We start from the raw sequence: 15,058 nt of genomic DNA, 5'->3' as shown, positions 1-15,058 counted from the left end.
CTTTATGCAGAAATTTATTGCGCTCTGGCAACATCGTTATAGAAAATATACCCATCTGTTTCTGGTTTATTGGCATTTTTTCAGGGTTTGGTTCAGACTGATACTTTTAAGAGCAGGGTTTTCTGGCAAAAGAAAAGTTGTAGCCATTATACTAACCCAACAGTTTGGTGATATAGTAGCCGGAGAACCCATCAGCAGGCAGGTAAGGCAGAAGCATCCCGACGACTACCTTATCTGGATTGTAAAACCGGTTTTCAGAGAGTTGCTGGAAAATAATCCGAATCTGGATGAAATACTGGAAGAATTCTGCGCTAATCAACGTCGCTTGTTAATTAACTCAGGCATTTTTGATACTATTTATAATTTACAGTTCAGAAACAACAGCTATTGCCCGGTTTGCCAGGTGTATGTCGAGAATCCGGAAGCCGACGCGAGAGATATAACCATACATAATTACTATTTTCAGGGTAATTTATTATCGGTTCAACAAAAAATGGCTGGTCTTGTTGTTGAAGATATGCAACCGCACTTGTTTTTAACCGACAAGCACAAAGTCAGGGTTGACCAGCTTCAATTACCCCATAAGTTTCTGGTTATTCATGCGCAATCAGCCCAAAACAGCCGTAACTGGAACAATACCAAATGGGAAGCTCTGATAACCCATTTACTTGAAAGCACTGATTTTCATGTTATTGAAATTGGTCTGAGCAGCGATTTAAAAATATCTAACCCCCGTTTTGTTAATTTATGCGGCAGGCTTTCTATACTTGAAACAGCAGAGGTTATCAGAAGAGCCGTTTTTTTTATAGGCATAGACAGCGGCCCGGCGCATCTGGCCAATGCCGTAGGTACAGCAGGCCTGATTATGATTGGCAAACTGGAGAACTTTGTGAATCATATACCGTATTCAGGCAGATATAAAACGGGTGAAAATGCTATAATTGTTAGAAATACCAGCGGCCCAAGTGCAGACATTGAAGTTGAAACAGTGATAAAGGCCATTAATGAAAATAAATTGTTAATTTTAGCCTGAAACCAACCACGGTTTGTGGCAGTTATGTTATGCTTTTTTTTACACTTTGTCATATAAACCAGTTGCCCAATGCTATTCTGCTGGGCGACACCATCAGGGAAAACCACCCCAGTGCCATTTATTTTATAGGGCTTATTGACAAAGCCGAAAGGATTCCGTCCGCTTTTCAATCACCGTATAGGATTGTGAGTGTTGATGAATTAGTAATTCCGGATTTTGAAACCATGGCTGCTACCTACAACACCTTAGAGCTGCTAAATAATACCAAACCTTTTTTTGCAAAATATGCCTTGCAGCAGTCAGATAAGGTCTTGTATCTTGATTGCACCAGTGTGCTTTTCAATCCTGTCGATTTCATCAGCCAGGATCTCAACCATTACTCAATTATACTGGTACCTCAATTGCTGCATGCGGGAGTTCATCCGGACGAAAAACAGATTCTCAACACTGGCATCTATCATTCAGGATTTATCGGATTTAAAAAATCTGATGAAACCATTCGTTTTCTTGACTGGTGGGGTAAAAATACAACTCAGAAAGGTAGTACCAATTTATGCATCGGGCTCAACTCAGACCAACTCTGGCTTGAGCATGTTCCGAATTTTTATGATAACGTATTACTATCTAAGCATAATGGTATTAATATTGGGCCTTGGAATTTACCCGAACGTAAAATTGACGCTTCAACAAATACGGTCAACGGGCAACCGCTGATATCGGTAAATTTTAAAGGAATGCCCTATTGGCCGGCTTTGAACAGAAAGTTAAAAACGTACACTTTAGCGCCCATAGAGCCTGTATATGGCTTATCTTTACCAAAAGAAAACAAAACCGGCAAGATAATTGCCAGAAATTTAAGGAAAATCAATAGTTTGACAGATAAAATAATCGATTTGCTTCAATAGTTTGATTAGAAGCTTTTTTTTAACTTAATTTTGCAAAATTACCAGACATAGTTCTATATGAATTACAAAATTGAAAAAACAGAGCAGTACGCTCTTATTTCTCTTGACGAAACTACTTTTGGAGCTGAAATAACTGCGCCTTTTGAAAAACTGGTGGTTCAGCTTTATCGTGAAGGCTACACCAATATGGTAACCGATTTTACGAAAATTACTGAAATTGATGAAGATGGTTTGTCATTAATCAGAAAAGCCAACAAAGTTTGCCGAACAGAACAAGGGCTTTTTGTGATATGCACAAAAGATGATGATTTAATTGATGCCATTGATGAGGCAAAGATACCTGAACTTGTTATTTTGCCAACAGTTGATGAAGCCATTGATGCCGTGTTTATGAATGACCTTGAAAACGATTTCCGTGAAGAAAGCGATGACGAGTTCGACCTCGGTGAAGAAAACGGATTTCAGGAAGAAAAATACTGATTTCATTGGCGCATAACTACTATTCAACCATCAGACTTATTACATACCCCTTTCGGGGCAAGGGGTTATTATGAATTTTGAACTTTTAATACTTGGCACGGGCTCTGCTACTCCCACACTTGAACACAACCCATCGGCTTATTTATTGACGCTGGATAACGAGCACTTTCTGATTGATTGTGGAGAGGGTACGCAGTTCCGCTTGCTGGAACACAAAGTGCGCTCGCATCGTATCCGTCATATCTTTATCAGTCACCTGCACGGCGACCATTATTTTGGTTTAATCGGGCTGATATCCAGCTGGAATCTGAATCAGCGCAAAGAAGATTTAACCATCTACGGGCCAAAAGAGTTAGCAGAGATACTCACCATTCAGTTCAAGCATTCGCAAACCTACCTTCATTTTAAGGTTAATTTTGTTGCAACAGATACGACCATCGCCAGCCGGATTGTTGAAACCCCGCTTATTACTGTAGAGACCATTCCTTTAGTACACCGAATTGACTGCTGCGGGTTTTTGTTTCGTACCAAAGAAAATAAAAGGAAATTACTGGCTGATAAACTACCCGAAAATTTTCCGGTTCCGTTTTTGAAGATGCTGAAAGACGGGCATGACGTACAAGACCCACTGACGGGCCAGGTGTACAGGAATGAAGAATACACAGTTTCTGGCGGGCAGTCTAAATCATTTGCTTATTGCTCAGATACGGCCTTTCATGAAGCTATCATACCGCAATTACGAAATGTAGGCAGCATTTTTCATGAAGCCACCTTTACTGATTCAGAACTGAAACGGGCCATTACCACTAATCATTCTACCGCCAGGCAGGCCGCAACTATTGCCCAAAAGGCACAGGCAGGCCAACTCATTATCGGCCATTATTCCTCTCGCTACAAAACACTTGATAACCACCTGAGCGAAGCCAAAGAGGTTTTTGAAAACACTTTTCTGGCCACAGAGGGCGCCACTTTCAAACTTTTATAAAAAAGACTGTTTTAAAAGCAACTCTTGTTTTACCAACTTTATGCGGTCGTTGAAACTGATTTGGTTAAAGTTAACGTCTTTCTCGCAGGTGGCAGCCAGGTAGTGCATAATGTCTTTCTGGTGGGGTACTCTCCTGCCTGTTTCTACACTTACATACTTACTGGTGGTCCACATAAAGTTTTTCAACTCGGTTTTGTTTTCATCCGTCATAAAATACTCTGTTACCAAGGTATCAGTATCAAAATAAATGGCTCTTGAAAAAATCTTCACCCATTCACTCACTACAGCCGGACGAATATAGGCTATCTGGTGCTGATAAACCACCCAGCTTGTGCGGTAATTTTTAAAAACTTCAGAAAACTTAAAGCCATATAACTTGGCCACCTGGTCTTCGCGGGCATTGAAGTAATAATCGAAATACTTTGAGTTATTGAGATGTTGAAGCGGATCGCAGTCCTGAAATCTGATAATAGCTTTAGACTCGGTAATGGTGGGGTACTCACCGTCATTTATTTTTTCATACATACACTTATGCAATAAATTTTTATCAAAAATAAGAATAGTTTTTTAAATACTTAAACCAAAGCCATTAAAGAGCAGTTATTCATGAATTTTAAGAAACTGCCTCAGCAAATTCAAATAAAACATCCTCAAACCAGTGCTGAAAGCTGTCGCTCAGACACTTTTACGCTGGCTATATCAGGTACATTTATCTATTTACAGAAACCGTGAATTTTAGCCCTAAATAGCAAACACAAACTGCGGATAAGCATTTTAATCTCTTTAAAGGAAACTAAAACTTCAAGATAAAAGTTTGTATTTTAGCTTTTCCTTCCTGTATAATCTCATCAACAAAACACCAAGCACTTAACTATCAGTCAATTATAAAAAAATTATAAGAATTACACCCATATAGTCTATAATAATTATAGGATTTATGTATATTTGCAAAGTTAAAAAAAGGAAGTCATGCAAAGTTTTCGTACAGAACTAGAGAATCCATTAGTTGAAAAAGATATCATTGATTTAGAGCGTAAAATCAGACTTTTCCGCGAAGGTAAAATCCATGAAGAAAAATTTCGTAGTCTGCGTCTGGCTCGCGGTGTTTACGGACAACGCCAGCAGGGCGTGCAGATGGTAAGAATCAAATTGCCTTATGGCAAAATGACACTTAACCAATGGAAGCGCATTGCAGATATTTCAGACGAGTACTCAACCGGTAACTTGCACCTTACCACTCGCCAGGATGTTCAGATTCACTTTGTGAGCCTTGACAAGACCCCGGAATTATGGGCAAAACTGGAGCAGGACAACATTACCCTTCGTGAAGCCTGTGGTAATACCGTAAGAAATATTACGGCCTCTCCTACTGCCGGTATTGACCCGAAAGAACCTTTCGATGTAACACCTTATACGCATGCGGCGTTTGAGTACTTCCTGCGCAATCCTGTTTGCCAGGAAATGGGTCGTAAATTCAAAATGGCTTTCTCAAATACTGACGACGATACTGCACTTACCTTCATGCACGACCTCGGATTTATCCCTAAAATTAAGGATGGCAAAAGAGGTTTTAAAGTAATGCTGGGTGGCGGATTAGGCGCACAACCACAATTGGCCCATGTGGCGTATGATTTTTTGGAAGCAGACCATTTGATTCCGTTTACAGAGGCGGTTATCAGGGTATTTGACAGACACGGCGAAAGAAATTCAAGACATAAAGCCCGTATGAAATTCCTGATAGCCAAAATTGGCTTTGAAGAATTTATGAAACTGGTTGAAGGCGAAAAAACAGCATTGAAGGTAAAAACGTATCCTATTGATACCCAAAAACTTGAGTTTCAATATAACTATGCTACCCTGGAAGTGCTGGATTTACCTGCAAACGATTCGGAAGCCTATCAAAACTGGTATAAAACCAATGTATTTGCCCAAAAACAAGAAGGCTATTATGGTGTTTTTGTGCGTGTGCCATTGGGAGATATTTCAAGCGTGGTTTCAAGAAGCCTGATTGAAAAATTAAGACCTTATATTGCAGACGATGTACGCGTAACGGTTAATCAGGGTTTGTTGCTGCGCTTTGTACTGGCTAAAGATTTACCCTATATTTTCAGCGTTTTAAGCGACCATAAGCTGGCGGCGCCTGGTGCAAACAGTATTGCTAACATTACTGCCTGCCCTGGTACTGACACCTGTAACCTGGCCATATCTGACAGTACAAAAATTACCCTTGAATTTGAAAAAGTATTGCGTGAGGATTTCCCCGAACTGATTGAGGAAACCAACATGCAGATAAAAATATCAGGCTGTATGAATGCCTGTGGCCAACATAGCATGGCGCACATTGGTTTCCATGGCAGCTCTCTGAAATCAGCAGGAAAAGTACTGCCTGCGGTTCAGGTGTTACTGGGTGGTGGCATCAAAGGAAACGGCGAAGGCCGTATTGCCGATAAGGTAATAAAAATACCAAGCAAAAGAGGCCCGCAGGTATTAAGAATTGTATTGAATGACTACGAAACCAACGGTTTGGAAGGCGAGTATTTCAATGATTACTACGACCGCCAGGGTGAAAAATATTTTTATACCCTGCTAAAACCGCTGGCAGACCTTACTACCCTGGTTGATACCGACTTTGTTGACTGGGGCCGTGATGAGTTGTTCCAGACCGAAATTGGTGTGGGCGAATGTGCCAGCGTAATTATTGACCTGGTGGCAACTTTGTTTTACGAGTCGGAAGAGAAAATTGACTGGGCAAGAACTGCATTTGATGAAGGCCGATGGGCAGATGCCATTTATTACGCTTATCAGTCGCAGATTAATACAGCTAAAGCATTGTTGCTTGATAAAAACATTAACAGCAGCACCCAACACGGTGTAATGAACGAATTTGATAAAAACTTTGCCGACGACTTCGGAGGTAACTTTAAAGCGCAGGTTTTGCAGATTAATCAGAACGAGCCAAGCCAGGTTTTTGCTATTGATTATATATCTGAAGCAGAAAACTTTTTGAAAGAAGCCATTACATGGAGAGAAACCAACAAAAATGCCACTGTTGAAGCATGAGTTCTACCCAAAATATAACACCCGGTTTTTTGAACCCTGTTCCGAAGCTCACAGTAGTGGGTGCAGGCATGGGCGACCCTGAGCTGATTACTATTAAAGCCATCAATGCGCTGCGACAAGCCGATGTAGTGCTTTATGATGCCCTGATAGATGAAGAGCTGTTGGAATACTGCCACCCTGAATGCGAACGAATATATGTTGGCAAACGCGGTTTTGAAAAAAGCGTAGGCCAGGACAGCATCAATTTTATGATCGCCGAAAAAGCCTTTGAAAAAGGGCATGTGGTACGTCTGAAAGGCGGCGACCCGTTTATATTTGGTCGTGGAAATGAAGAAATTGCTTATGCCAAAGAAAGAGGAATAGAAACCGCCTACATACCTGGTGTGTCAAGCATCATGTCAGGCGGTTTTTATGAAATTCCGCTTACTGCCAGAGGTGTTGCAGACGGGTTCTGGGTTATTACAGGTACCAAAGCAGACCAGAGTTTGTCTGCAGATGTACGTTTAGCAGCGCACTCAAAGTCGACAGTAGTTATTCTAATGGGCATGAAAAAACTGGCTTCTATTGCCCGAATTTTTGAAGAAGAAGGATTTGGTAACACTCCGGTAGCAATTATACAAAACGCAGCCACCGCCGAACAAAAAATCGGAATTGGAGATGTGAAAAATCTGCCTGAAATTGCAGAGAAAAATCAGTTGGGCAGCCCGGCTGTAATCTTAATCGGAAACGTGGTTAAGCAAAACAGCATTCAGCATTTATGTTACATAGGGCATCAGTACTCCGGTAAAACAAAACTAAACAAGTCAAGTAAGTAAAGTATATGGAAAGAATAGCCAATACCCTTAGTGCGCACGTTCGACTAAAATATATTGCTGTGGCAATACTTGCCTTAAAAGTTTTACTGATTGGTGTATTGGCTTATCGTATTTTTGCCAGTATTCACTCATTCCAGTGGGGTATAGACAATCTGTTTTTATATTATGTAGGTGTGGGTTTTCTGGCGCAGCTGGTTGACGGCGCACTTGGAATGGCCTACGGAGCCACCTGTACTTCCATGCTGCTGGGTGTAGGCGTGCCCCCTGCTTATGCTACGGCCAGTGTGCATACGGCAGAGGTATTTACAACCGGGGTCTCCGGGCTGTCGCACTTATATTTTGGCAACATTGATAAAAAGCTCTTTTTCAGAATCGTTATCACAGGCGTGATTGGCGCAATGATAGGAGCTTATCTTATTTCTGAGATTATAGACGGTAAAGTCATTCGCCCATACATTTCGCTTTATCTGGTTGGTTTGGGTGTGGTAATTATAGTAAAAGCCTTCAAAAAAAGACCAGCAACCCCCACCAACAAAAACCTGGGTTTATTGGGTTTAATTGGCGGTTTTTTTGATTCAATAGGCGGTGGCGGATGGGGCCCACTGGTAACTTCAAACCTAATCAATAAAGGTAATGCCCCCAAAGAAACCATTGGAACTGTTAATACAGCCGAGTTTTTTGTAGCATTTTTCAGCACAGGCATATTTATGCTTTTTATAGATATTCAGGCATGGCAACCCATTGCAGGTCTTATTCTGGGGGGTGTGCTGGCTGCTCCGCTAGGTGCATTTCTTGTAAAGTTGTTTCCGCCCAAAACCATCATGCTCATTGTAGGCACACTAGTGGTGGGTCTAAGCGTTTATAACATTATTAAAGTCTGGTTTTAATTGCATTTTATTATGGTTGACATAGAAAAATTAGAACAATTTTCCTTAGAAGAGAGCCTCAACTTTATAGCCGGTCAGTTTCCGGGTAAAGTTGTGTTTTCAACATCATTCGGGCAGGAAGATCAGGTAATCACCCATGCCATTTTCAAGAACAGTGTAGCAGGTGGTGCATTAAATATAAAAGTATTTACTTTAGATACCGGCAGGCTGTTTCAGGAAACTTACGAGTTGATGGACAGAACACGTGCACGCTATCAACAATCTATTGAAACCTATTTCCCAAATACTGAAAAAGTACAGCAACTGGTAACACATAAGGGCTTTAACAGCTTTTATGAGTCGGTTGAAAACCGCAAAGAATGTTGTGCCATCAGAAAAATTGAGCCTTTAAAAAGAGCCTTGGCCGGAGCAGAGGTATGGATAACGGGTTTGAGAGCCGAACAATCAGAAAACCGGAACGACATGAAGATTTGGGAATGGGATGGCGGAAACAATGTCTGGAAGTTTAATCCGCTCATTCATTGGTCTTACGAAGAAGTGCTGGAGTATATCGCAGTCAATCGGGTTCCCGACAACCCATTACATAAAAAAGGTTTTGTAAGCATTGGCTGTTTGCCTTGCACACGCGCCATAGAGTCCGGCGAACACCCAAGAGCAGGCCGCTGGTGGTGGGAAGAATCTAAAAAAGAGTGTGGATTACACCAAGTTTCTTAAATTTGCATTTGGTGAGCATAAACAACGAATTATGAGTAATTTTTTAAACAATTCAGAAATCATTAATTCAAATTCAGGTATCAACGGGGTTTTCCCACGTGAACTGGAAGACGAAGCAATTTATATTCTCAGAGAAGTGGCCTCTCAGTTCGAGAAACCAGCCATCCTTTTCTCTGGCGGTAAAGACTCTATTACAGTAGTAAGGCTGGCCGAAAAAGCTTTCTATCCTGGCAAAATACCTTTTAAATTGCTTCATGTAGATACCGGCCACAATTTCCCTGAAACGATTGAATACCGCGACTGGCTCGTGAATAAACTGGGTCTTGAATTACACGTTCGTTATGTTGAGGATTCAATCAAACAAGGCAAGGTAAAAGAAGAAACCGGTAAATATGCCAGCCGTAATGCAGCGCAAACCGTTACCCTGCTTGATGCCATTGAAGAATTTAAATTTGATGCCTGTATTGGAGGTGCCCGCCGCGACGAAGAAAAAGCCAGAGCCAAAGAAAGAATTTTCTCGGTACGCGATGATTTCGGTCAGTGGGATGCCAAAAAGCAAAGACCTGAATTGTTTGATATGCTGAACGGAAAAATTGAACTGGGTGAAAACGTTCGTGTGTTTCCGATTTCTAACTGGACAGAGCTGGATGTATGGAATTACATAAAAGAAGAAAAACTTCGGATTCCGAGTATCTATTTTACCCATGAACGGAAAGTTTTTGACCGCGATGGTCTCATCTGGGCTGATTCTGATTTCATTAATAAATCTGAAGACGAAGTACCTTATACAACCAAGGTGCGTTTCCGTACCGTGGGCGACATGACCTGTACAGCCGCAGTTGCCTCTGAAGCTGATAATCTGGACGATGTGATTTCTGAGATTTTGTCGGCCAAAATTTCTGAGCGGGGCGCACGTATTGACGACAAACGCTCTGAAGCTGCAATGGAAAAGCGCAAACAGGCAGGCTACTTCTAATTAGCGATTTAGTGATTGAGTAAATGAGTGATTAATTCCGGTTTGCTGGGTTCACTTCTAATTCTTTAAGATTTAATTTTCAGAATAGCATTACAATGGATATACTAAGAATAGCAACGGCAGGATCGGTAGATGACGGCAAAAGTACCCTTATCGGCCGTTTGCTTTATGAAACCAACTCTATAACCGGCGATAAAATTGAAGCGCTTGAAGCGGCTTCTAAACGAAAAGGTCTTGATTTCCTTGATTTATCTCTTTTAACGGATGGCTTAATTGCCGAACGTGAACAAGGCATTACCATAGATGTGGCTCACATCTATTTTAGTACACCTAAGCGCAAATACATCATCGCAGACACACCCGGGCACTTTGAGTACACACGAAACATGGTTACGGGGGCTTCAAACACCTCCGTTTCTATTATTCTTATTGATGCCCGCAATGGCGTGGTTGAACAAACCAAGCGCCATTTTTATATCTCGTCGATGTTGCGTATCAAAAACATAATAGTTGCTGTTAATAAAATGGACCTGGTTAATTATAGCCAGGAACGTTTCGAAGAAATAAAAAGTGATTTCTCAAAACTAGCCGAGCAGGTAAGTTTTGAAGGCCAGGTTGTTACATTTATACCTATTTCATCGTTATTTGGCGAGAATCTGGTAAAAAAATCAACCGAAACGCCATGGTATGAGGGTAGCGCCTTGCTTGAAACACTCGAAAATCTCGACAATCAGATAAACCCTATTTCGCATTTGCCTGCGCGTTTCCCGGTTCAGCTGGTAGTAAGACCTAAAACCGAAGCTTTTCATGATTACCGGGGCTATGCAGGTAAAGTAGCCAGCGGAAGTTTTCTGGTTGGCGATTTGGTGGAAGCCCTACCAAGTGGCCAAATCAGCAAAATAAAAACGATTGAGAAATTTGGCAACAAGTTGGAAATTGCCCACGCCCGTGAGTCGGTTGTAATTACACTTGAAGACGACATCGATATCAGCCGGGGCAACATGCTGGTAAAAGTAGGCGGGCAACCGGAGGCTAAAAAAGAAATTGATGCCAGAATTTGCTGGCTTGACGGGCAAGCCCTGAAAGTTGGTAAAGCCTATTTGCTACAGCATGGTATCAACCGTGTGAAAGCAAAAATTACGGGTATCAACTCAATGATTGATATAAAAAATATGACTTTAAATACCGAACCATCGCATGAAGGCGGTATTAAGCTAAACGAAATCGGTTGGGTATCTATCAAAACTGCAAGCCCTGTATATGCAGACAGATACGTAGACAACCCTACCAATGGCGCATTTATTCTGATTGACGAAATCACTAACAGTACAGTAGGTGTAGGCTTTGTAGAATAATACAGTTACAAAATATTCATCAACCAAACTTGCGACTTTGAAATAGTTTAGGGTTCGGTAAAAACTGACAGCAATTTTTGCTGTCTTTTTTTTTGTCAGAATTCTGCTTTAATTGTGGCATAGTTTAACTTCAAATTAGCTTGTTTTCGCTTCGGCAGCGTTTAGGTCATTAATGTTAAATGCCTGCCGTAACAATGAAGAAAATCAGTCTGATATTTGAAACATGGTAAAACCTAGGTTAATTTTGCCCAAAACGGCATTATTTACAGGCTCTTGTAGGTAAGTAATAAGTATAATTGTATTGACGCTTTTGAATAAATCAGAACAACCGCATTTCAAGGCAAATGCCTGAAATTCAAGCAGGCATTGCTGCTGGTTAATCAGAGTAAGAATAAAAAAAGATGAATACTAATAAGGCATAAAGATGCCATATTTGCTAAATTGTAAAGTTTTTAAGAACGGCATCATTTAAACTACATTTCATAAATGTAATACCATTTTTTTGAGATAAATGTTAATACATTTATATTGCGTTCGCGAACAGAATTGAACATTTTTAGAACAACCATGCTTCTGAAAGATTTATTTGCGCATTGCCCCAAATTATTTAACAATTAAATTCTTCCAAACTTAATTATCTGATTGAAAATTATTTTCAGTTATTATTACTAATGAAGTACAATAGGGCAAACATACTACCTAAGGTCGGAACGTGGGAATATAATGTAATGACAGGCATTTTGGATTGGGATCACGTAGTGAAAAATATCTACGAGTTAAATGATGATTTTGAACCAACGATTGAACTGGCAATCGGTTTTTTCAAAACTACCGCAATTAAAGAACGAGTAAGTGAATTAACCAGAAACCTGATACAAACCGGAGACCCTTATGTTGAACAATTTGAAATATTAACCGCAAAGGGGAATACAAAATGGGTAGAAGCCAGCGGCTACGCCGACTTCAATAATGACCAGTGTGTGTTAGTATATGGCACATTGAAAGATATTTCTTATGAAAGAGACCTGGACTCTACGCTTCAGTTAACAGAAGAAAAGTTTTCAAAGGTTTTTGAATCCGCTGCCATTGGTATGGCATTGGTGTCGCCGATGGGGTATTTCATTAAAGTAAATAAAGAACTACCAAGAATATTAGGCTACACGGAAGAAGAGTTAATAAAACTAACCTTTCAGAATATAACTCACCCTGACGACCTCAGCAAAGACCTTTCTTATTTTAAGCAAGTGCTTAACAAAGAAATAGAAAGCTACAGAATGGAAAAACGGTATATCCATAAACGGGGGCATATTGTGTGGGCTGAATTATCGGTTTCTATTATCTGGAGCAGCCAGTTTACCCCTCTTTATTTTATATCGCAGATAACAGACATAACCGAGCAAAAAAAAGCGTCAGAAGAACTCCAGCGCGAACAGCAGCGGCTTTACCAAACCATAGAGGGAGCAAATATTGGTACCTGGGAATGGAATATCAAAGACAATACGGTAATTTATAATAACAGATGGGCCGAAATTGTTGGATATACCTTAGACGAATTGCAGCCTATCAGCAAAAGTACCTGGAGTAGCCTGGTACACCCTGACGACAAACACATTCCGGATAAAAATATCGAGAAGTGTTTTAGCAGAGAAATTGAATTTTATGAATGCGAATACCGCATGCGGCATAAAAATGGTAGTTGGGTATGGATAAATGACAGAGGGAAAATTGTAGAGTGGTCGGGCAAAGACCAGCCTTTGCTCATGCTGGGTACGCACGCTGATATAACCCAGACCAAAAGCAAAGAACAGGAGCTCAGAAACACCCTTGACCTGGTGAGCGAGCAAAACAAAAGACTGCTTAACTTTACGCATATTACCTCACATAATCTCAGGTCACATATCGGTAATTTTCAGATGCTGCTCAACTTGTTGCCTGACGAGCCGGATGAAAACAAAAAACGAGAATTAATTGATTTTCTGATTACCATTGCCAATAACCTGCAAGAAACCGTTCATTACCTGAACGAAGTATTACAGATACAGACCAACCTTAACCTGCAGATAAAAAAAATAAACCTGTACAACGAAGTAGAAAAAGTGCTAACAAATCTGAAAGGCCTGATATCAGAGTCGCTGGCTATTGTTTATAATCTTGTACCTCCTAATCTTGAAATTTCTTACAGTGCCGAATACATTGAAAGTGTGCTCATTAACCTCATAACCAATGCCATTAAATATCAGCATCCAGACCGCGTGCCGGTCATTCATATCAGTGTCAGAGAAAATTTAAAATATATTATTCTTGAAATTGCAGATAATGGCATGGGAATTGATTTAAATAAACATGGGCAAAAACTCTTTGGCATGTATAAGACTTTCCACCAGAATAAAGATGCCAGAGGTTTAGGACTGTTTATTACCAAAAACCAGGTTGAAGCACTTGGTGGCAAAATAGAAGTTGAAAGTACCGTTGATATAGGAAGCACCTTTAAAGTTTGTATCCTGCACCCACACAACCTGGCTTCAGCGTCGGGCTAATGTCTGTAAATTATATAGACAAAATTATTATTAACCGTTTTGATGCAAGCAAAATCTGATATGAAAATAAACAATGTCTGGATAATAGATGACGACAAAATACTTACGTATGTTCTGAAGCGAATGTTGGCATCCATCAACGTATTTGAAAACATTGAGATTTTTCAGAATGGTAAAGAGGCTTTTAATCAACTAACTAAAGCTTTAACAGAGAGAGAATTATTACCAGATATTATTCTTCTGGACCTGAACATGCCGGTAATGGACGGCTGGCAGTTTTTAGATGAATTTGAAAGATTAGATTTTAATAAGAAAATAACACTATATATTGTAAGTTCGTCTATCGATACACAAGACCACGAAAAAGCCGCTAATTACACCGTTGTTTCAGATTTTCTTGTTAAACCTATCGGAAAAAAACAGATTGAACAATTGGTGGCCGATTATACTGCTTAAAATCTTTCGTTTTCTTTAACTGAGCAAAGACACTAATTAAATATATAGAATATAAACGCTTGCTGGCTTTGTTTGACCTGCCGGAGACCTTTGTTTTAAACGCAAAAAAAAATCCTTTAATATTAACATTAAAGGATTTTTTTTATCAATTCAACTTAGAAGCCAGTTTATCGGTCTTATCATCCAGACTTACCTCTGGATCTTTAGCCATCAGAATATCCGGAAGAATCAGGAAATCTGCCAGCATGTTCTTCTCCTCATCCAAAATTCCAAAAGCCTTTGCTCTTTTTGTCCAGCCGGGGTATCTGCTGGCATTTTTTCTTGAGCCATAATAATGTAGGCGGTAATTCATGTAGGGGTTCACAATGTACTCGCACTGAAAAAACGAATTAGCCAGTTCTACATCTTCAATTGACAATCTACCGTCTTGCGGAGCACCGATAATTGCCTCAAAGGCTCTAATATTCACTCTTTTTACACCTTCTCCGGCGGTAATAATCTGGTCTATAAGTATTTCGGCAACCTCCTGGCTCTTAAACAAATTTCCGTGGTACTTATTCCAGTAATGTTTTCTGTGAATTTTAAAGGCTTCTGCCTTTGTAAACGTCTTTTTTCCCCATACTCTTTTGTTAATTCCATAACCTTTTCCTTCAAATCTGATAAGTTTCTGGAAGTACTTTTCAAAGGATGCAGCTTCTGTAGTAATAATTGTCATACTGACCATAAAACCAGTCAGCAGCATTAATTTAATTTGCTTCATTCGGGATATCAAATTTGTTGACGGCACAAAGATAAACATTAATATCCTGACTATCAAGCAATTATTGATTTTAGTGACTTTTAAGCCCAATTTTA

General features: G+C 40.1%; 14 protein-coding genes. 12 read left to right on the top strand and 2 right to left on the bottom strand.

Going from position 1 to position 15,058, the window contains the following annotated elements:
- Positions 1 to 4: 4 nt before the first annotated feature.
- From NZ848_RS16760 to NZ848_RS16745, 4 genes are all read left to right on the top strand, one after another.
- Positions 5 to 1,033: a glycosyltransferase family 9 protein gene (locus NZ848_RS16760; protein ID WP_259016477.1), complete on the top strand. Its 1,029-nt coding sequence runs from the start codon at positions 5 to 7 to the stop codon at positions 1,031 to 1,033.
- 29 nt (positions 1,034 to 1,062) lie between these two features.
- Entirely contained in the window at positions 1,063 to 1,938 is an 876-nt protein-coding gene (locus NZ848_RS16755) for a hypothetical protein (RefSeq protein WP_259016476.1), read from the top strand.
- 57 nt (positions 1,939 to 1,995) lie between these two features.
- Positions 1,996 to 2,418 carry an STAS domain-containing protein gene (locus NZ848_RS16750; RefSeq protein ID WP_253535147.1) on the top strand — a complete coding sequence of 141 codons (423 nt, stop codon included), beginning with the start codon at positions 1,996 to 1,998 and terminating at the stop codon, positions 2,416 to 2,418.
- 70 nt (positions 2,419 to 2,488) lie between these two features.
- Complete coding sequence (locus tag NZ848_RS16745; protein ID WP_259016475.1) at positions 2,489 to 3,403, top strand: ribonuclease Z; 915 nt, start codon at positions 2,489 to 2,491, stop codon at positions 3,401 to 3,403.
- On the opposite strand, the gene NZ848_RS16740 is transcribed toward NZ848_RS16745, so the two are convergent.
- Positions 3,398 to 3,928, bottom strand: a complete 531-nt coding sequence (locus NZ848_RS16740; protein WP_259016474.1) for an acyl-CoA thioesterase — start codon at positions 3,926 to 3,928, stop codon at positions 3,398 to 3,400. The genes NZ848_RS16745 and NZ848_RS16740 overlap by 6 nt on opposite strands.
- Before the next feature lie 444 nt (positions 3,929 to 4,372).
- On the opposite strand from NZ848_RS16740, the gene NZ848_RS16735 reads away from it, so the two are divergent.
- From NZ848_RS16735 to NZ848_RS16700, 8 genes are all read left to right on the top strand, one after another.
- On the top strand, positions 4,373 to 6,463 hold the full coding sequence (locus NZ848_RS16735) for a HEPN domain-containing protein (RefSeq protein ID WP_259016472.1): 2,091 nt from the start codon (positions 4,373 to 4,375) through the stop codon (positions 6,461 to 6,463).
- On the top strand, positions 6,460 to 7,278 hold the full coding sequence (cobA, locus tag NZ848_RS16730; RefSeq protein WP_259016471.1) for a uroporphyrinogen-III C-methyltransferase: 819 nt from the start codon (positions 6,460 to 6,462) through the stop codon (positions 7,276 to 7,278). Before NZ848_RS16735 ends, cobA begins: the two co-directional genes overlap by 4 nt.
- Positions 7,279 to 7,283: 5 nt before the next feature.
- Positions 7,284 to 8,165, top strand: a complete 882-nt coding sequence (locus NZ848_RS16725; RefSeq protein ID WP_253535137.1) for a sulfite exporter TauE/SafE family protein — start codon at positions 7,284 to 7,286, stop codon at positions 8,163 to 8,165.
- A gap of 12 nt (positions 8,166 to 8,177) precedes the next feature.
- The gene (locus NZ848_RS16720; protein WP_259016470.1) at positions 8,178 to 8,879 is read left to right on the top strand and encodes a phosphoadenylyl-sulfate reductase; all 702 of its coding nucleotides are present in this window, start codon (positions 8,178 to 8,180) and stop codon (positions 8,877 to 8,879) included.
- A 31-nt stretch (positions 8,880 to 8,910) separates the two neighbouring features.
- Entirely contained in the window at positions 8,911 to 9,855 is a 945-nt protein-coding gene (gene cysD / locus NZ848_RS16715; RefSeq protein ID WP_259016469.1) for a sulfate adenylyltransferase subunit CysD, read from the top strand.
- A gap of 95 nt (positions 9,856 to 9,950) precedes the next feature.
- The gene (locus NZ848_RS16710; protein ID WP_101727141.1) at positions 9,951 to 11,210 is read left to right on the top strand and encodes a sulfate adenylyltransferase subunit 1; all 1,260 of its coding nucleotides are present in this window, start codon (positions 9,951 to 9,953) and stop codon (positions 11,208 to 11,210) included.
- Between the two features lie 671 nt (positions 11,211 to 11,881).
- On the top strand, positions 11,882 to 13,747 hold the full coding sequence (locus NZ848_RS16705; protein ID WP_259016468.1) for a sensor histidine kinase: 1,866 nt from the start codon (positions 11,882 to 11,884) through the stop codon (positions 13,745 to 13,747).
- 60 nt (positions 13,748 to 13,807) lie between these two features.
- Entirely contained in the window at positions 13,808 to 14,203 is a 396-nt protein-coding gene (locus tag NZ848_RS16700; RefSeq protein WP_259016467.1) for a response regulator, read from the top strand.
- A gap of 145 nt (positions 14,204 to 14,348) precedes the next feature.
- Here NZ848_RS16700 and NZ848_RS16695 read toward each other — a convergent pair whose 3' ends face one another.
- Complete coding sequence (locus tag NZ848_RS16695) at positions 14,349 to 14,963, bottom strand: glycosyl hydrolase 108 family protein (RefSeq protein ID WP_259016466.1); 615 nt, start codon at positions 14,961 to 14,963, stop codon at positions 14,349 to 14,351.
- Positions 14,964 to 15,058: the final 95 nt, after the last annotated feature.

It is taken from the genome of Emticicia fluvialis (assembly GCF_024793945.1).
GTDB lineage: Bacteria > Bacteroidota > Bacteroidia > Cytophagales > Spirosomataceae > Emticicia > Emticicia fluvialis.
The sequence above is the reverse complement of the archived record's forward strand: the minus strand, read 5'-3'. Positions and strand labels throughout refer to the sequence as shown.